At 48.0% G+C, this 18796-nt stretch carries 15 protein-coding genes and 1 riboswitch; of the genes, 3 read left to right on the plus strand and 12 right to left on the minus strand.

Translation table 11 applies throughout. The features are described 5' to 3' along the window. Positions 1-356 precede the first annotated feature (356 nt). Together AC4EVX_RS02270 and AC4EVX_RS02275 are read left to right on the plus strand one after the other, a co-directional pair. The gene (locus AC4EVX_RS02270) at positions 357-1379 is read left to right on the plus strand and encodes an alcohol dehydrogenase catalytic domain-containing protein (protein ID WP_177978141.1); all 1023 of its coding nucleotides are present in this window, start codon (positions 357-359) and stop codon (positions 1377-1379) included. Positions 1380-1575: 196 nt separating this feature from the next. After that, entirely contained in the window at positions 1576-2250 is a 675-nt protein-coding gene (locus tag AC4EVX_RS02275) for an FCD domain-containing protein (protein ID WP_177978142.1), read from the plus strand. Between the two features lie 55 nt (positions 2251-2305). Here AC4EVX_RS02275 and AC4EVX_RS02280 read toward each other — a convergent pair whose 3' ends face one another. The 5 genes from AC4EVX_RS02280 to AC4EVX_RS02300 form a co-directional block, all read right to left on the minus strand. Next, complete coding sequence (locus tag AC4EVX_RS02280; RefSeq protein WP_490159475.1) at positions 2306-3457, minus strand: DUF2156 domain-containing protein; 1152 nt, start codon at positions 3455-3457, stop codon at positions 2306-2308. 44 nt (positions 3458-3501) lie between these two features. Continuing rightward, positions 3502-3651 (minus strand): hypothetical protein, encoded by a 150-nt coding sequence (locus AC4EVX_RS02285; protein ID WP_177978143.1) that lies wholly within the window; start codon positions 3649-3651, stop codon positions 3502-3504. A gap of 152 nt (positions 3652-3803) precedes the next feature. Next, positions 3804-4367, minus strand: a complete 564-nt coding sequence (locus tag AC4EVX_RS02290; RefSeq protein ID WP_490159476.1) for a hypothetical protein — start codon at positions 4365-4367, stop codon at positions 3804-3806. A 101-nt stretch (positions 4368-4468) separates the two neighbouring features. Continuing rightward, on the minus strand, positions 4469-5164 hold the full coding sequence (locus AC4EVX_RS02295) for a GGDEF domain-containing protein (protein ID WP_490159514.1): 696 nt from the start codon (positions 5162-5164) through the stop codon (positions 4469-4471). A gap of 179 nt (positions 5165-5343) precedes the next feature. Continuing rightward, complete coding sequence (locus AC4EVX_RS02300; RefSeq protein ID WP_490159477.1) at positions 5344-6600, minus strand: hypothetical protein; 1257 nt, start codon at positions 6598-6600, stop codon at positions 5344-5346. 493 nt (positions 6601-7093) lie between these two features. Between AC4EVX_RS02300 and AC4EVX_RS02305 the strand changes: the two genes are divergently transcribed. Then, complete coding sequence (locus AC4EVX_RS02305) at positions 7094-7426, plus strand: VOC family protein (protein ID WP_308450690.1); 333 nt, start codon at positions 7094-7096, stop codon at positions 7424-7426. Positions 7427-7562: 136 nt separating this feature from the next. Here the strand turns inward: AC4EVX_RS02305 and AC4EVX_RS02310 are convergent, their stop codons facing one another. From AC4EVX_RS02310 to AC4EVX_RS02340, 7 genes are all read right to left on the minus strand, one after another. After that, positions 7563-7766: a hypothetical protein gene (locus AC4EVX_RS02310; RefSeq protein WP_177978130.1), complete on the minus strand. Its 204-nt coding sequence runs from the start codon at positions 7764-7766 to the stop codon at positions 7563-7565. A gap of 123 nt (positions 7767-7889) precedes the next feature. Beyond that, a riboswitch (Fluoride riboswitch) is annotated at positions 7890-7964 on the minus strand. A gap of 435 nt (positions 7965-8399) precedes the next feature. Further along, positions 8400-9887, minus strand: a complete 1488-nt coding sequence (locus tag AC4EVX_RS02315; protein ID WP_490159478.1) for a glutamate synthase subunit beta — start codon at positions 9885-9887, stop codon at positions 8400-8402. A gap of 14 nt (positions 9888-9901) precedes the next feature. After that, entirely contained in the window at positions 9902-14455 is a 4554-nt protein-coding gene (gltB, locus tag AC4EVX_RS02320; protein WP_490159479.1) for a glutamate synthase large subunit, read from the minus strand. A gap of 647 nt (positions 14456-15102) precedes the next feature. Further along, the gene (locus AC4EVX_RS02325; protein WP_177976893.1) at positions 15103-15369 is read right to left on the minus strand and encodes an HPr family phosphocarrier protein; all 267 of its coding nucleotides are present in this window, start codon (positions 15367-15369) and stop codon (positions 15103-15105) included. Positions 15370-15600: 231 nt separating this feature from the next. Further along, positions 15601-16308, minus strand: coding sequence for an epoxyqueuosine reductase QueH (locus AC4EVX_RS02330; protein ID WP_490159480.1), 708 nt, complete (start codon positions 16306-16308; stop codon positions 15601-15603). Positions 16309-16411: 103 nt separating this feature from the next. Then, positions 16412-17542: an RNA polymerase sigma factor RpoD gene (gene rpoD, locus AC4EVX_RS02335; protein WP_177976895.1), complete on the minus strand. Its 1131-nt coding sequence runs from the start codon at positions 17540-17542 to the stop codon at positions 16412-16414. A 263-nt stretch (positions 17543-17805) separates the two neighbouring features. Next, positions 17806-18720 carry a diacylglycerol/lipid kinase family protein gene (locus AC4EVX_RS02340; RefSeq protein WP_308450694.1) on the minus strand — a complete coding sequence of 305 codons (915 nt, stop codon included), beginning with the start codon at positions 18718-18720 and terminating at the stop codon, positions 17806-17808. Positions 18721-18796 lie beyond the last annotated feature (76 nt).

An 18796-nucleotide genomic window follows, 5' to 3' on the forward strand; every position in this document is an offset into this window, starting at 1 on the left:
CTCATTATTCTCCTGTTTCATCGTTCCATGTTTCATAACAGGTTCTTGTCTTCTTGTCTTGCTGTGTTTGGCTGTATGCTAGTATGGTAGTTCATTCTTGATGTTTTTTCAATATGTATTTTTTTACAGTTTACTTTACTTATTTTTGTGCATTTTATCTAATTTTTATTTTTCTTCTCGCTGGATATTGACTTTTATCTTTTATTTGACTACCATACTTGTATGTAAGTTGTGTGTCAGATATCAAGTCAAGAAATCGTCAAGATTTTGATCTGATATCTCACCAAGAAACAAACAAGAAAAATTCAAAACTCAAAAACATGGTCAAACAAAAAAAGAAAAGGAGTGTTCCCATTATGAAAGCTGTCCAGATTGTAAAACCAAACCAATTAGAAGTAATCGATGTTGAAAAGCCGGTTCTCTCCGGCAAAAACAACATTCTGGTGAGAATGACCGCTGCCGGTATCTGCGGTTCGGATGTCGGTATCTACCATGGAACGAACGCAGCTGCTACCTATCCTCGAATTATCGGACACGAGATGGTCGGTGTCGTTGCAGAGATCGGTGCAGGGGTCACTCATCTGAAAGTCGGTGACCGTGTAATCATCAATCAGGTAACCAGTTGCGGTCACTGCTATCCCTGCATGAGAAAACGTGGAAATGTCTGCGACAATCTGAAAGTCAGAGGCGTTCACATTGACGGTGGTTATCGGGAATTCATCACTGTCCCGGAATCCGACTGCTATCTCCTGCCGGATTCTCTTTCCGATCAGGATGCCGTCATGATCGAGCCGACCACAATCGCAATTCAGGCGTGCACACGCGCTGAGCTGTGCGCGGACGATATGCTTTTGATCTACGGCGCAGGTGCACTCGGTAGCACAATGCTCAAGATTGCTCACACAATCTGCGATCACATCATTGTCGCTGACATTATGGATGACAAGTTGGCGGAAGCACGCAAGCATGGTGCAAAATACACCATCAATGTCGCAACCGAGGATTTTCAGGCAAAGGTTCTGGAATACACGCACGGAAGAGGTACTACCGTCTCGATCGATTCCGCCTGTGTAAAAAATTCTCTGATGTTGCTTCTTCAGGCTACCGGAAATGCCGGCCGCGTCATCACAATGGGCTTCTCCACCGCTCCGACGGAAGTCAATCAGTTCCTGATCACCTCCAAAGAGCTGGATGTAAGAGGTTCCCGCCTTCAGAATAAGATGTTTGGAAAGGCGATCGAGATGATCAAAGCTGGAACTCTCGATCTGAACAACTCGATCTCTCACACCTTCCCGCTCACCAAGGCACAGGAAGCCTTTGATTTTGTGGACAGTCACGATCCGTCCATCCGCAAAATCGTCTTCACGTTTGATTTTTAATATAGGGACTTTTTTATTCTATCACCGAAAAATAGATTGGAAAATAGACTAGCGAAAAGAATCTGCCGGTTGTATAATAAAGATTAACAGTGAAGTTTTGATTGTCAGATAAGGTTCCTCCGCACTTACATGCAAGCATGCAATCCGGCTGGCCATTCGACAACATGTTCATCTTAAATAAAGTGAGGATTTTGCTATGACCATTCTTGAAAAAGAACGCTCCGAAAATGCACGCTCTTACGCGGTTCGGGTACTTTTGTACAACATTGTTCATCTGGAGCTCACGCCCGGCAGTTCTGTGAGTGAAAACGAGCTCTCTTCTGCGCTCTCCCTCTCCCGAACTCCTGTCCGAGAGGCACTGATTGAGTTAAACCGGATTGGACTCGTTGAGATTATCCCACAGAAGGGAAGTTACGTCTCCAAAATTGATTATGATATTGTGGAGGAATCTCGTTTTCTCCGACTTGTGATGGAAAATGCCGTGTTAAAACTGGCATGCGATGGCATCGATCAATCGTATTTAGATGCCCTCCAGCAAAACATCCAACTTCAACGCCAATGCTCCGAGACAAAAGACAATGACCGGATGCTTGAGCTTGATAACGAGTTCCACCAGTTGATTTTCCAGTCTGTCAACAAAATGTGGTCTTACCATATCATTCGAGAGCAGATGGTCCATTTCGACCGGCTTCGCGCACTCTCTGCGAAAAAGGGACACCTCGACTATGTGATTTCCGACCATGAGGATATTCTTTATGCACTCAAGCGCCATGATGCAGAAATGGCAGAGATGCTGATGACCCGCCATCTGGCACGCCACCGCACAGAGAGAAAAGAACTGACCGAAGCCTACCCGGAGTATTTCTGCTAGAAAATCATAAAAAATCCTCCCAGACAAACGAAAGCTGTCTGAGAGGATTTTTTTATTATGCATGCTCCCCGCCATTCTTGATCTTTTCACTCTTCTCTGCGAACCGATCATCGCTCTTTTCTTTATCCGTCTGATCTGCTCCGCATCCCGTCTGTTTTGCAGGAAAATTCTTCTGGGTAATCACATACTTCTTCTCAAAATCGACCGGATAGTACGACATCTTCGACTTTCTGAGTCCCTCGATTCCGACATCGTCCTCACGGTTGATCAGAAGTGCGTCCGGGTAAGCATGGCGCGCAAACTGCTGGTTAATCATCTGGTAGAGTCCCGGAATTTCCGGATCTGCTTTCTCAATGCTGATGATTGCAACTTTTTCCTTTTCATTGTAATCGCCCATCGAGAATGCCTTTAATTCCCCGTCGAGATAAATCGCACCCGCGCGGATATGATTGAAAAGGTTCTCATGATTGAGAATATCCTGAATGCCAAGGAATTCCCCGCGAAGCTCCTCCTCCGGGTCAAAAGCTTCCCCGTTCTCGTCGATTCCGCCTTCCTCCCCGACTGCAAGTTTTGCCTCCATCCACTTTTTCAAAAATGCGAGGACCTCCTCGTGATCCGCATAAGTCAGCGTGCGGTACTCCCATCTGCCCTCATATGCCTTCAAAAACTTGTTGATGTGGTTGCGCTTTTTCGTGTACTTTCGTCCTGCAAGCGTTCTCAAAGCCTCCGCATCATAGAGGTAATCGCGGGTATCCTCAACCTCATTCACCTCGTAATCATTCAGAGCGTCCGTCTCTTTCAGGCAAGCAACGCCCTCCTGATCCGCACTCGTCATCACAAGCGGAATTCCGAGCACCTGATTGAAGTAGGTTTCCTCCAATTTCAGATAGTGGGCGAGATCCTCCTCCCTGCAATACGGGAGAAAACCGTAGATCTCCGGTGTCACACTCTTTGCGGTTCCGTCCGGATCTGCTTCCTCCGATCCATCCATGAACATCAAAAACAGCGCATCCTCAACCTGACAGTATTTTACCTGATAAAAATTCCGGTACAAATACTGGTCGAGCGGGGCGCTGTCACAGCTTCGATTCGGGCGCAGTGTATAAAACGGTGCCAGCAAGATCACATCCTCCGCCGTGAGTGGACGATAGTCCATCTTTTCTGCCACCACAAGATAATCATAGTCTGTCCGTTCCCTTGTTGTCATAATAATAAACTCTAATCCTTTCCTGTTTTCTATTTCTTGTATCTTTATCTCTGCATATTTCGGTAGACATCTCCACCGTCAGAACTTCCACTCATCGCACTGATTCCCGCGATCGCAGAAGCTCCAACCGTCTGAATCAGCCAGTCTGCAAATGTCTTTTTCTCTATCGCATTTGTCTTTGTTGTCTCTGTCATATTTCTATTTGATTCCTGCTTTTTCATATCTAAAAAATCTTTTTTTATTTCCTTTCTATAATTTTCCCCAATTTAAAACTTAACCCTATTTTTTGTCAAAAACTATCTAATTAAATTATCCTTCTACGATCTCCACGATCCTTCGCTTCCTACTATCTCATAATCTGCAAGAGAATCTGAATCGCATAGCAGATAAATGCCAGAATCACCGTCCAGAGGATATATCTCAGTCCCCGGACAAACTCATCACAGCGGTGATGGAGCCGGTCAAGATTTCCATTGATCGTCTTTCGGTAAAGCGCAATCAGCCGAAGTCTCGCCTGTTCTTCTTCCATGCTCTCCAAATGTTCTCTCTGCATGATTTCCGGGTCCATCCGCGCAATTTGTTCCGGCTGAAGCAGTCTCATGAAAAACACGAGCACATACACATAGGCGCCCATCACAGCGATACAGCTTAACATATAGATTCCGGAAATGAACATTTGAATCCCATTCTCCGGCATTTTGAGCTGGGAAATCCCGCTGAAAAGCCCGATGATGAACACAAAGAGAAATCCGCAGAACGTGATTGCAATATAGACTTTGTTGTCAATCTTGTTGCTTCGATCAAACTGATTTTCATACTCCGCCATCAGGCTCGTCAGTTCCAGCTGACTGCCCGTCGAACTCGCATCTTTTCGAAAATCATTTTGCTCTGTCAAACCATTCTTGTCCAATCTCGCTTCACTCCTTCTTTTCGCCCATCCCCAAAACTGACCTGTGGCTGGCAACCGCACCCACACTCCTATCTGCGTCCCGTTTATGTCCTGTCTGTATCCTATTTGTGGTCAGAACCTTCCGCAATCTTGTTGCTCTCATCGCTGTTGTCGTTTTTATTACTTTTATTGCTCTTATGAACCGTATCGTGATCTTTTCCTTTTTTCTTTGTCTCATAAAGTGCCCGGTCAGCTTCCACATAATACTCATCATAAGTATGGAACCCGTTTGTCAGATATGCGCCCGTGCTGACACTCAAAAACGGAAACTCCCGTCGCGCCTCCTCAATATGTGCGCGCAGTCGCCGAAGAATCGTGTCGATATTCAAATCTGGCGTCTGAAGTCTCTCCACAAAGACCGCAAATTCATCTCCGCCCATTCGGTAAATCACATCCTCCGCGCGGAAAGTCCGTTTGAGCACACGGACAAAGCACTGGATCGTCTCATCACCCTTCTTATGCCCCATCGTGTCATTGATGTTCTTGAAATCATCAATATCCATCAAAAACAGGGCATTGTATCCAGACATGTTTCGCTTCTTTGCCTCAAGAAGTTTCTCAACTCTCCGCTTTCCGGCTCCAACATTCAAAAGCCCGGTCAGAGAATCCATGCGCGCCCTCTGGCGCAATTTCTCCTGCTTCATCATGTCCTGATCGATATTCTGGAGGTAACCGACAACTCTCCGGTTGTTCGTGTACTCATCGAGGTAATCAAAGAGCGTCATCCGATACCAGGTCCAGTTCTGCTCCGGCTTCATTTTTGCCTGAATCGTCACTGAGATATGGTGCTCGCCCTCCCGGATGCGTTTCAGACAATCCCTGACAAGCTCCACATAAGTGTTCCCGATCAGTCCCCTTTTCTCGACATCCTCAAAAAATAATTGCTCCGAAAAGCTCTGCTGTCTCTGCTGATCCTCAACTCCAATTTGATCAAGAATCACCTTGCTGTTCTCCGGATCATACTGAAAGACGAGCGTCGTCGTGGTCTCAAGAATCCGCTTAAGTTCCTCCCGACTCCGGTGAAGCTCAAGCGTGAGCACCGATTCCTGATATCCTGCATCACGCACTCGCAGTGCCCGCGCTCCGTCTGAAACGTGTGAATCAAAAGTTCTTTCTGGATCTCCCGGCTGTACTCCCGAATTACATGAGGGATCCCCTCATATGCCGTCTCGTAGTAGTATTTCAGCCATTTCGGATCTCCATTCTTAAAATACTCATAAAACTTTCTTCCAATCAGCTCCCCGTAACCCGCTCCCTCGAGCTTGTCATGCTCGCGGTTGCTGTATGTAAACAGGAAATCTTTCGGTTTTCCATCCTCATCGAGAAGCACCTGAATCGAGCAGAATGCGACCGGCATGTTTTCGAGGTAACTCAGCCGTTTTCGCTCCTCCCGCTCCCTCCTCTGCTTTTCCTGAATGATCCCGCTGACATCGGTTCTCGTCAGAAGAATCGCCTTTTTCTCGGAATCCACATAGCAGAACCGGTATTTCTTGTGGGCGATCACGCCGTCCTCCTCCATCGTCGCATAAAGAATATACTCGCTCTCATGCTCCAGATGCTCAACGACATTTTCCACCCTCATACTCTTGCAGAGCGTCTCGACCTCTTCCTCAATCACATTTTTATGGTTCACCCGCTCCATGGTCGTGTGATAATTGTCCGACGCATGCTTCGGAATGATATGTTTTTCCTTATCCGAATAATAAATCACATAGTTGTTCGTCGCAACGTCAATCCGGCACACATAGTCAAACTCCGGAAGAACCGCCTGTGCAATCGTCGAATTTCGCTGTTCTTCCCGGACATCCCGGCTCGCAATCATAAGACTTTTCTCATCGATCTTGCTGATGTAGACTTCATGCCATTCCATCCAGCGATTTAAGAACTCTGTATTCTTTCTGGAATTCCGATCAAGCTCCTTGTGCTCAATCCGGACAAAAAAATGATCTTCCTGATCTTCTTGATTCAAAAATTCTCTCAGATGATTCGGATTCATATACTGTTGCCAGATCTCCACATCCTCCCGGTAGACATACTGCTCCCGATACAGACGATAAAGTTCTTCATAATCCTTCCATTCTCCGCAAACTTCCGGTGTGGTGCGATCATGATGAACATAAATCTGATTGGTATCCGCGTGATACTCCCATATCGCATCGCAAAACCGTTTGAATGCCCGTGCTTCTGTCAACATGTCTCTATCCCTCAATTCAGAGCATACATGCCTAAACAAGCCATGCTCCCTTCTCCATTTTTACTGAATCTTTTTTATCTTACCACAATTTCTCTGCAAAAAACAGACCATTCTTGTCTCTGTTCGCAAATCCGACCTATCCTCGTTACTGTTCACACACATGTGCCCAGTAACGGAATTTGCCGTGGCTTCGCATTTAAATACGGCAAATTCTCGCTATCACCACTTTATCTTACGGCACTTTCGGTTCCAAAAGTGCCTACCTCTGAACAGTAACCTGTCCTTCACACCATCAGACATCGCTTTTCAAGGATATAGACGGATTCATATACTTTGATACAGAATTTTCTATTTTACATAGCTTCTTTTTTCCATTATAATAAATTTCATCAGGCAGTTTTGGCAGAACGCAAAAAAAGAAACCTCCGATATCTTTTCTATTGTATATTGAAATTGAAAAAATCGATTCGGAGTTGTGAAAGGAAGAGAAACTATGATCGCTACGATTCATCATGTCGCTTTAAATGTAAAAGATTATGACTGGTATGTTCGATTTTTCGAGGAAGTTTTTGAGATGACCGTGGAGCGTCAAAAAGGCGAAGCCCCAAAGCGTCAGGTATGGTTCAACGAAGGCATCCAGCTCAACGAGGTCGAGGATATGGGCGAGATGGGAAGCATGTACAGCCACATCGGCATCGCTTCCGACGACTGGGATACCGTGATTGAGCGCGCTGTGGCAAGAGGATGCACGCAGTACGCAGACAAGAAGCACTGGTTTGATATGCCAGATGGATTTGCAATCGAGCTGAAAAAGCCGAGAGAATAGTCACAATAATCACTCACTTCAGATGTTTTAACGAAATTGGCACAATCGCCATTCAACGAACACAACCAACGATTTTAAAAGCCGGAATGTATCACGCATCCCGGCTTTTCTTACTCATTGACGAAAATATCGTCCTTTATTTTCTACCATCCCGATTTTCTTCTTTCACCAGAAATCTCTTATAAGTGCTGTCGATTCCAAATGCGCCGAGTGGTGCGGTGATGATGATTGCAAGCACAGCAACCGACAGAATGATATTTCCACACGGCAGATCGCTCCGAGCGCAAGCCCGACCAGAAAAATGAGTGACAGTGAAGCTAACATAATTTTTCCTCCTCAAAAATAAATATCTGCAAAACCACATCTGCAAATCTGCCAAACTAACGTCTCAAACAATCTTCTTTATAAAAAGGGCACAATTTCTATAAAAAAAGCTGATGCACTCCCACGATTTTCATAAAAAAGAATCGTAGAAGTCATCAGCTATTATAAGCAGTTTAGGTTTTATCCAAGGGAGAACTTCATTCCCTGCGCTCTAAAATATATCGCAAATTCATGATTCTGTCAACGAGAACCTCTCTTATTGAGAACAAAAGCTCCGACGATCGAAAAAGTCCACGCACCCCCGTGTGAAGCGTCGGTGTTTAAGTTGCGTACCACAATCGTTTATAAGTAGGAATTTTCTGAACTGAAAATTCCGTATGATGCAGTAATGGTAGCTGAGTTTGCCGATTTGGAATGCGAAGCATCGGCAAACTCATATGATATTCGCACAACGTGTGAATATCATATCGCGTCTTTTACGACCTTATGCACCGCTACGTCCGCTCTGCGTATCGAGGAAGCGCCATCTCGCTTCCTCTCCGCTCCAGCTCGATGTGGGCTGGCGCCCCATAGAATAACGCACAGAGGCATCTGACAGAAAGTAAACTTTCCGCAGACGCCTCTGTGCGTTATTCTGCACGGCTTGTAGTTATGCCAGGTTCGTATATCCCATCAAGAACTTATCCACCTCTTTTGCGACCTCTCGTCCTTCATGGATTGCCCATACGACGAGAGACTGTCCGCGGTGCATATCTCCTGCTACGAAGACTTTCTCCACATTTGTCGCATACTTTCCGGCTTCTGTCGCAACGTTCGTGCGGGCATTTAACTCCACACCGAACGCATTTGCCACATACTCCTGAGTTCCGAGGAAACCTGCTGCGATCAGCACAAGGTCTGCCGGCACTTCGCGCTCAGAGCCCTCGACTGCGACCATCAGATTTCTTCCAGTCTCCGGATCTTTCTGCGGAACAAGGTTGATCAGGATTGCCTTGCAGACTTTTCCGGTCTCATCCTTCACAAACTCCTTGACAGTTGTCTGGTAGACACGCGGATCTTCTCCGAATACAGCGATCGCCTCCTCCTGACCATAGTCGGTCTTGAGGATTCTCGGCCACTCCGGCCAGCTGTTGCTTGCGGTGCGGGTCACCGGCGGTTTCGGCATCATCTCAAGCTGGGTGACAGATGCACAGCCGTGACGGATCGAAGTTCCGACACAGTCATTTCCGGTATCACCACCACCGATGACGATGACGTGCTTATCCTTTGCAGAGATGTAGTTGCCATCCTCGAGATTGGAATTCAGCAGACTCTTCGTCGTGGACTTGAGGAAATCCACTGCAAAGTAGATGCCCTCTGCCTCACGTCCCGGAACCTGAATGTCTCTCGGATTTGATGCTCCGCATGCAAGAATGATGCTGTCATACTCTTTCTTGAGTCGTCCGGTCTTGTAATTCTTGCCGACGTCTGCACCAGTCACAAAGCGGATGCCCTCCGCCTTCATGACCTCGACCTTGCGGTCGATCACAGACTTCTCGAGCTTCATATTCGGGATGCCGTACATCAGCAGTCCGCCGACGCGATCCTCTCTCTCAAACACGGTTACATTGTGACCGCGCTTGTTGAGCTGATCTGCGGCAGCGAGTCCGGACGGACCGGAACCGATGACTGCGATGCGCTTCTCGGTGCGCACTCTCGGCGGGCACGGACCTGCCTCCCCGGTCTCATACGCACGCTCAATGATCGCATGCTCATTCTCCTTGATGCTGACCGGATCTCCGTTCAGACCACAGGTACATGCCGCCTCACATGGAGCCGGGCAGACACGGCTCGTAAACTCCGGGAAGCTGTTCGTCTTTTTCAGACGGTTGTATGCCTGAGACCAGTTTCCGGTGAAAACCAGATCGTTCCACTCCGGGCAGAGGTTGTTTAACGGACAGCCCGAAACCATTCCGCCGAGTACCATGCCGGACTGGCAGAACGGAACGCCACAATCCATACAGCGCGCGCCCTGCTTTCTCTGCTGTTCCTCTGACAGAGAGGCATGGAATTCATTGAAGTTCTTAATTCTCTCTAATGGAGCCACAGCCTTGCCATTGGCTCTGTCATACTCTAAAAATCCTGTTGGCTTTCCCATGTTCTCTCTCCTCCCTACTTTCTCATGTTGGCATAGAATGCTTCGATCTGTGCCTGCTCACTGCTCAGTCCTTTTTCTTCCATCTGGACAATCGTGTTGAGCATCCGGCGGTAATCATGAGGCATAACCTTCTTGAACTTCGGCAGATACTCTCCGAAATGATCGAGGATGTATTTGCCCTTTTCCGAGTTGGTGTAAGCGACGTGTTCCTGAATCATCTCTTTTAACTCAAGAACATCATATTTGTTTGTTACCTCCTCGAGAGAGACGAGGGATTTGTTGAGTCTCTTGTAGAGATCACGCTTTTCATCCAGAACATAGGCGATACCACCGCTCATGCCGGCCGCAAAGTTCTTTCCGGTCGTTCCGAGGATGACAACGCGTCCACCGGTCATGTACTCACAGCCGTGATCACCGACACCCTCGACAACTGCGGTTGCACCGGAGTTGCGTACACAGAAACGCTCACCGGCAACGCCGTTGATGAACGCCTTACCGCTTGTCGCACCGTAGAGGGCAACGTTACCGATCACAATGTTGTCTTCTGCCTTGAACTGTACTCCCTTCGGCGGGTAAACGACGAGCTTTCCGCCTGACAGACCCTTGCCGAAATAGTCGTTGCTGTCTCCGACAAGCTCAAGCGTCAGTCCCTTCGGGATGAAGGCTCCGAAGCTCTGTCCACCGCTTCCGCTACACTGAATCGTGAACGTATCCTCCGGCAGTCCGTCCGGATAATGGCGGGTAATCTCCGATCCGAAGATCGTTCCGAGTGCACGATCAACGTTGGAGACATCAACCTGAAGTCCCTTCTTCTGACCATTCATCAGTGCGCTCTTGAGCTTCTTCAAGAATACCTGCTCATCGATCGTCTTGTCGAGCTTGAAGTCATACTCAACCTTATCGTGGTAACCGCGCAGAGGCTCTCCCTCATACGGGTTATCGAGAATGTTCGACAGATCAACTTTATTCGCACGCGCATTCGGAATGTGATCCTTCTTCTTGAGCAGATCGGTACGTCCAACAAGCTCATCGACGGTGCGGATTCCGAGCTTTGCCATGTACTCGCGGAGCTCCTGAGCAATGAAATGCATAAAGTTTACCACATACTCCGGCTTGCCCTTGAAGCGTTTTCTCAGCTCCGGATTCTGCGTTGCAATGCCGACCGGACAGGTATCAAGGTTGCATACACGCATCATCACACAGCCCATCGTCACAAGCGGAGCCGTTGCAAAACCAAACTCCTCTGCGCCGAGCATTGCTGCGATTGCGACGTCACGACCGGTCATCAGCTTTCCGTCTGTCTCAAGAATGACCTTGTCACGCAGTCCATTCATGATCAGCGTCTGGTGTGCCTCGGCAACACCGAGCTCCCACGGAAGACCTGCGTTGTAGATCGAGTTTCTCGGAGCTGCACCGGTACCACCATCAAAACCGGATACGAGGATAACCTGTGCGCCTGCCTTTGCAACACCGGCAGCAACGGTTCCGACACCAGCCTCCGATACGAGCTTGACGGAGATTCTTGCTCTCGTGTTAGAGTTTTTCAGATCGTAGATCAGCTGTGCCAAATCCTCGATCGAGTAGATGTCATGGTGCGGTGGCGGGGAAATCAGACCGACACCGGTTGTTGAGTGACGGGTCTTTGCAACCCACGGGTAAACCTTTCCGCCCGGAAGCTGACCGCCCTCACCAGGTTTTGCACCCTGAGCCATCTTGATCTGGATCTCCTGAGCGCTCACGAGGTAGCGGGATGTGACACCGAAACGACCGGAAGCGACCTGCTTGATTGCAGAACAGCGGTTGTTGTTCTTCGGGCCCGGGACGAGACGCTCAAGGCTCTCACCGCCCTCACCGGTGTTTGACTTACCGCCGAGACGGTTCATCGCGATTGCAAGAGTCTCATGAGCTTCCTGAGAAATCGAACCGTAGGACATTGCTCCTGTCTTGAAACGCTTCACGATCGAGTCAACGCTCTCGACCTCATCAATCGGGATACCGCCGTTCTCATCGAACTTGAAATCAATCAGGCTACGCAGGTTGACGGTCTGCTCTTCCTCATTGAGTGCATGGCTGTACTCCTTGAAGATCTCGTAGCTGTTCGTCCATGCGGACTGCTGAAGCAAATGGATCGTACGCGGATTGTAGAGATGCTCCTCCTGACCGGCGCGCTCCTTGTGGCTTCCGACACTCTCAAGCGTCAGATCAGAATTCAGACCGAGCGGATCAAATGCACTTGAGTGAAGCGCATCCACATCGTTTGCGATGTCCTCGAGCGTGATACCGCCGACACGGCTGACCGTATCGGTAAAGTACTTGTCCACAACATCCTTGGAGATACCGATTGCCTCAAAGATCTGTGCACCCTGGTACGACTGGATCGTGGAGATACCCATCTTCGATGCGATCTTGACAATTCCGTGAAGAACAGCGGAGTTGTAATCGTTGACTGCTGCATAGTAGTCCTTGTCGAGCATCTTTGACTCGATCAGGTAATGAACGGACTCCTGAGCAAGATACGGGTTGATTGCACTCGCGCCGTAGCCGAGAAGCGTTGCGAAATGATGAACCTCTCTCGGCTCACCACTCTCGAGAATCAGTGCCATCGAGGTACGCTTCTTCGTCTTTACAAGATGCTGTTGCAGAGCAGATACGGCAAGCAGGGACGGAATCGGAACACGGTTCTCATCGATGTCACGGTCGGACAGGATGATGATATTCACACCATCGCGGTGTGCACGGTCAACCTCAAGGAAGAGTCTCTCAATCGCCTTCTCAAGAGAAGTATTCTTATAGTAAGTGATCGGAATCGTCTCAACCTTGAATCCCGGCTTGTTCATGTATTTGATCTTCAACAGATCGGTACAGGTCAAAATCGGATTCTCCACTTTCAGGATGTGGCAGTTGCCCGGCTTCTCCTCGAGGACATTTCCCTCCTCACCGACATAGACGGTTGTCGAGGTCACGATCTCCTCACGGATCGAGTCGATCGGCGGATTTGTTACCTGAGCAAAGAGCTGTTTGAAGTAATTGAACAACGGCTGATGCTTCTTTGAGAGTACGGCAAGCGGGCTGTCCGCACCCATCGCAGATACTGCCTCGGCACCGTTGAGTGCCATCGGAAGGATCATCGTGCGGTACTGCTCGTAAGTGTAGCCGTAGGTCTTCTGAAGTCTTGCGCGCTGATCTTTTGTGATCTCCGGCACTCCCTTGTTCGGGATCGGCAGGTTTTTCAGCTCCACGAGGTTGGAATCAAGCCACTCACCGTAAGGCTGGCGGGAAGCATAGCGATTCTTTAACTCCTCATCTCCGACAAGCTCGCCCTTCACGGTATCGATCAGGAGCATCTTGCCCGGACGCAGACGCTCTTTCTTCACAACGTGAGCCTGCTCAATGTCGATTGCTCCGACCTCAGAAGCAAGGATCACCTGATCATCGTCAGTGATGTAGTAACGGGAAGGACGCAGACCATTTCGGTCAAGCACAGCACCCATCACATCACCATCGGAGAAGACGATCGACGCCGGTCCATCCCACGGCTCCATCATCGTCGCATAGTAGCGGTAGAAGTCCTTTACCTCCTGTGGCATTGACTTGTCATGCTGCCACGGAGCCGGGATCATGATCATGACTGCCATCGGAAGCTCCATGCCACTCATCACCATAAACTCGAGTGCATTGTCGAGCATCGCGGAATCAGAACCTTCCTGGTTGATGATCGGGAGTACCTTGTACATGTCGGACTTGAAGAACTTCGTCTCCATGTTCTCCTCACGCGCCATCATCTTGTCGACGTTTCCGCGGATCGTGTTGATCTCACCGTTGTGAACGATGAAACGATTCGGATGAGCACGCATCCAGCTCGGATTCGTGTTCGTACTGAAACGGGAGTGAACCGTTGCGATTGCAGACTCGTAATCCGGATCCTGAAGATCCTCAAAGAAGAGTCTCAGCTCTTTTACAAGGAACATGCCCTTGTATACAATCGTTCGACTGCTCAGCGATACGACATAGGTGTCATCATTACTCTGCTCAAACACACGGCGGGCAACATAGAGACGACGGTCAAAGTCAAGTCCCTTCTCCACGTCTGCCGGCTTTCCGATAAATCCCTGCACGATGTAAGGCATCTTTGCGACTGCCTTGTCACCGATCAGTTCCGGATGAGTCGGGAGATCACGCCAGCCGAGGAACTTGAGTCCCTCTTTCTTGACGATGATCTCGAACATCTTTTTCGCCTGATTTCTCGCAAGCTCGTCCTGCGGGAAGAAGAACATGCCGACGCCATACTCGCGCTCTCCACCGAGCTCGATTCCGAGCGGTTTTGTCACCTTCTTAAAAAATTTGTGGGAAATCTGAAGCATGATTCCGACACCATCACCTGTCTTGCCCTCCGCGTCTTTTCCGGCGCGGTGCTGAAGGTTTTCCACGATGTGAAGTGCCTGGTCTACTGTTCTATGGGTCTTAATGCCTTTGATATTGGCAACTGCTCCGATACCACAGTTGTCATGCTCAAATCGGGGATCGTAAAGACCCGGAGCCTTTGTTTGTGTTCTCTGATCGCTCTCCATTGCTCAATTCCTTTCCGTGTAAGATTGAGCGTGCGCCTTGGGGATATAAGGGAAATGATACTCGTGATACTAGATAATGGCACACACTCGTGGGGTTAAAAATACCTGCTTCCAGCTCAAACTCGTGAAGTCCAAATTGTCAAGTCTCTCCTAATGGGAATTTTTTTCAGCTGGTGATTTTTAATGATAATGATAATACTACAAGATTTTCCGTTTGTAAATATTTTTTTGCAAGAAATTGTCAGATAATTGGAGAACTTAATATTCTAAAGTTAATAGTCTGTCTTTTTCAGAGTTTTTCCAGGCTATTATTTGAGTTAACTGACTTTTCATTCTTCTTTGATTCGGGTATGCGGACAGATGTGCGCTTGCTGCGTATTTTCTTAATTTTCTTTTGTGAGTAATCTGTCCAATTTAGAAAGTCTTTCAAGTTCATGCGCTGCACAATGCCGGTACTTTACATTCCCAATCGGCAAAATCTGCTTCTTTCCGCAGAGCATCATCGCATGGATCAAGAAAATGAAAGCAACACAAAAACAGGCTCTGTGTGCTTCTTCGTTGAAGCATACAAAGCCTGTCTCTCATTTTTACTCAAACTCTCTACGAAATCAAAAAATCAACACTTGATTCGCTTCTGCGTCTCGCTCTTACAGCTCGCCCAGTCCGCTCTCGATTGCCTTGCTGATGGTCTCCATTGCAGCTGCCTCATCTTCGCCATCACATACCAGATTGATCTCGGTGCCGGACTTGATACCTGCTGCCATAACGTTCAGTACGCTCTTAGCAACAACTTTCTTCTCTCCACACTCGATGAAAACATCACACTTAAACTTCATAGCGGTCTGAGACAGAACACCAGCTGGTCTTAAATGCAATCCTGACGGGTTTACTACGGTAATTTTTTTACTAAGCATGACTCAAAATCTCCTTTTTTATTATAATATCTCCCTCAAATTCCTGCGGATAAGCTCGGAATTTCTACTTAAAAGTTTATTACAATTTGCCCGAAGTGTCAAGTTAAAACACCCATTAATCCGTCATTTTGTTGTCAATAATGTTACTGCACACAAACAGAAATTTTCTGAACTGAATTTTCTGAACTGAAAATTCCGTACGATACCGTACCGGTCACGGATTTTTCCGATTTAAAATGCCTGCCCACATGTTGTACAAACAGTGCCTTGATCCTGCGCACTTTTTTCCTGTTCCCGCTTTTCCTGCATTCTCGCCTCTCTCTCGAGAGCTTCTGCCTTTGAGAAGACGCAACCGCAGTAATTCTGGCGGTAAAGACCGTACTCCGCCGAGAGCTCAACCGAGCGCTTATATCCGTTCTTTTTCTTGAAATCGGACGGCAGATGCTCAACCTTATAGATTTCTCCGAGTTCTTCACCGATCTCATTGAGCTTCTGTGCATTCTTCAGCGGACTGATCGTCAGCGTCGTCGCAAAGTAATCAAAATCCCCTTCTGACGCAAGTTTTGCGGACTCCTCAAGGCGCAGTCGATAACAGCGAAAGCACCGCTCTCCACCCTCCGGCACCTTCTCATAGCCCTTGCTGATCTCATAGAACCGCTCCGGCTCATAGTCGCCAATCACAAGGTGAACCGGGTGAATCACCGGAAGCTCCGCAATCAGTTTTTTCAGTTCTTCTACCCGCTTTTCAAATTCCTCCTGTGGGGAAATGTTCGGATTGTAGTAAAACACCGTAATGTCAAAATACTTTGACAGATACTCCAGAACGTAGCTACTGCACGGTGCACAGCAACTATGCAGCAAGAGCCGGGGAACCCGGCTCTTGCTCTGGTTTTCTTCTATGATCTTTTCCAGTTCTTTCTGGTAATTTCTGCGATTCATCTGCACGCTCCATACCTTTGCGCTTATACGCTCTTTTCTGTTTTAAAGTCTCTTAGAAAACCCGTATTTATTCTTTTTCTAATTCTAATTCAAAACTCGACACTTACAGGAAGTCACGAATCCGCTTGCTTCTCACCGGATTACGCAGTTTGCGCAGGGCTTTCGCCTCAATCTGACGAATACGCTCACGGGTAACGTTGAACTCCTTGCCGACCTCCTCAAGGGTGCGCGGATGTCCATCTTCAAGACCGAAACGCAGGACGATAACCTGACGCTCACGCTCCTTTAAATCACCCAGAAGCGCATCAATGTGCTCTCTGAGCATGACAGACTCTACATTGCCCTCCGGGGTCACAACATTGTTATCTGCAACGAAATCGCCGAGGTTGGAGTCATCCTCCTCACCAATCGGGGTCTCAAGGGATGCAGGCTCTCTTGCGATCTGCATGATCTCCATCACCTTGTCCTCGGACATCTCAAGTGCATCTGCAAGCTCTGTCACAGACGGCTCATAGCCGAGTTCCAGAGTCAGCTTTCTCTGCATCTTTGACATCTTGTTGATCGTCTCAACCATATGAACCGGCACACGGATTGTACGAGCCTGATCTGCAAGTGCACGAGTCACAGACTGACGAATCCACCAAGTCGCATATGTACTCAGCTTGTATCCCTTCGTATAATCAAACTTCTCTACGCCCTTGATCAGACCGAGGTTACCCTCCTGAACAAGATCCAAAAAGCTCATGCCACGTCCGGTATAACGCTTTGCAATGCTGACCACAAGACGCAGGTTCGCCTCAATCAGGCGCTCCTTCGCATGCTCATCGCCCTCTGCCTTGCGCTTTGCCAGAGTGATCTCCTCATCTGCGCTCAACAGCGGAACCGTACCGATCTCCTTTAAATACATCCGAACCGGATCCTCTGTGCCAATACCTTCCAGAAGATCTACTGCGTCCAGTTCGATATCTTCTCCATCTTTCAGGAAGCTGTCGTCCATGTCGATGTCATCATCATCAAGAAGAAGCGGTTCCTCCGCCAGCAGGTTATCATCGATTACAGGGACAACATCAATCCGTTTCTGCTCAAGGTAGTTGTAAATCTGTTCCATCTGCTCCGGAGACAGATCATCGCCGACAAAGAAATCATTGATCTCTGTGACATCCAGTGCATTGTGCTTCGTTTTGGCAACTTCCACCAGCTTTTTCAGCTTTTCCAAAAAATTGTCTTTTTCCACAGTAACATCCTTTCGCTTGAAGTGTCAAAGCGGAGCCAATCTCCGCCTCTCTACTGCCATAACCGCCCGACCCTTGACAGTTTCAGATTCCCATCACCTTTTTTCTGCCATCTGTCCGGCACGGTCAAAATATGCCATAGAAGAAAATTCCATGGCATAATAAATTCCTACACAACTAATCATTATATAACAGCAGGTTGCGGATTTCAACATTTTTTTCTCAGTTCTTTTGTTTTTTTTGAGGTTTTTTCACGTTTTTCCGCTTAAACATCCAGATTTCTGCGAATGTTTAAACAGCGCGGAAGATTCCTGATCGTGACCTCCGTCCGACTTCCTCCAAACTCTCCATCGAGTACCCAGTCAACTTCCTCCTCCGCCTGAATCTCGATCGAGGAAGTCCGGAATTTGTATACCAGTTCGCTGTCCGGCTCATCGCTGAGAAAAAGTCCTGACACAATCGCACTCAGCTCGAGCGGAGTCTTCGGCGTGCGGATCAGTAGTACTTCAAAAAGTCCATCATCAAGGGCGACATTCTGGTTAATCAATCCTTTGAATCCGCCTACGCTCGTCGTGTTCGTCACCATGCCGAAGATGAACTCACCCTCAAGCGTGCCCTCCTCCCAGGTCACCTTCATCTGATAGGACTTGATTGATGTAAGGCTCTTCACACTCTCAAGCATATACGCCTGATGACCGAGAACATTTTTTCGATCCTGAGGTGTCATATAGGAAACTTCGGTAAATGCACCAAAACCTGCAACATAGACAAAATAGCGATCCTCGCAGAATAGACCGATGTCGATCGGCACTGCGGTTCCGCGAACTGCGGTCTGCGCCGCCTCATATACCTGCTTGGGGAGTTTCAGACTAGACGCAAAATCGTTCGTCGAACCTCCCGGAATATATCCGATCTGGGGTCTGCGCTTCTCATCGATCTCCATGATACCGGAAATCGTCTCGTTCAGCGTGCCATCTCCTCCACTGCATACAATCAGATCATACCTTGCACCTTCTTTCGATGCAGTATTTTTTGCATCCTTCGGCGCCTGTGTCACATGAACCTGTACATGATATCCCTCCGCCGAAAAGAGATCCAGAATTTCAAGAAGTTTTCTGCGAATCCGCTCCCTGCCCGACCTGGGATTAATGATAAAAAGCATTCTTTTTTTTGTGCTCATAATACTGTCACCTGCCTCTGTCACTCTTCAACTGATCGTTACCGTTCATGCCCTGCACAAACGGTAACAGATTTTG

The sequence above is a fragment of the Brotaphodocola sp. genome (assembly GCF_983179755.1).

Coding starts and splice junctions, on each gene's coding strand:
- AC4EVX_RS02270 (WP_177978141.1), top strand. CDS start 357: ATGAAAGCTGTCCAGATTGTAAAACCAAACCAATTAGAAGTAATCGAT.
- AC4EVX_RS02275 (WP_177978142.1), top strand. CDS start 1,576: ATGACCATTCTTGAAAAAGAACGCTCCGAAAATGCACGCTCTTACGCG.
- AC4EVX_RS02280 (WP_490159475.1), bottom strand. CDS start 3,457: ATGACAACAAGGGAACGGACAGACTATGATTATCTTGTGGTGGCAGAA.
- AC4EVX_RS02285 (WP_177978143.1), bottom strand. CDS start 3,651: ATGACAGAGACAACAAAGACAAATGCGATAGAGAAAAAGACATTTGCA.
- AC4EVX_RS02295 (WP_490159514.1), bottom strand. CDS start 5,164: ATGAAGCCGGAGCAGAACTGGACCTGGTATCGGATGACGCTCTTTGAT.
- AC4EVX_RS02300 (WP_490159477.1), bottom strand. CDS start 6,600: ATGTTGACAGAAGCACGGGCATTCAAACGGTTTTGCGATGCGATATGG.
- AC4EVX_RS02305 (WP_308450690.1), top strand. CDS start 7,094: ATGATCGCTACGATTCATCATGTCGCTTTAAATGTAAAAGATTATGAC.
- AC4EVX_RS02315 (WP_490159478.1), bottom strand. CDS start 9,887: ATGGGAAAGCCAACAGGATTTTTAGAGTATGACAGAGCCAATGGCAAG.
- gltB (WP_490159479.1), bottom strand. CDS start 14,455: ATGGAGAGCGATCAGAGAACACAAACAAAGGCTCCGGGTCTTTACGAT.
- AC4EVX_RS02325 (WP_177976893.1), bottom strand. CDS start 15,369: ATGCTTAGTAAAAAAATTACCGTAGTAAACCCGTCAGGATTGCATTTA.
- AC4EVX_RS02330 (WP_490159480.1), bottom strand. CDS start 16,308: ATGAATCGCAGAAATTACCAGAAAGAACTGGAAAAGATCATAGAAGAA.
- AC4EVX_RS02340 (WP_308450694.1), bottom strand. CDS start 18,720: ATGAGCACAAAAAAAAGAATGCTTTTTATCATTAATCCCAGGTCGGGC.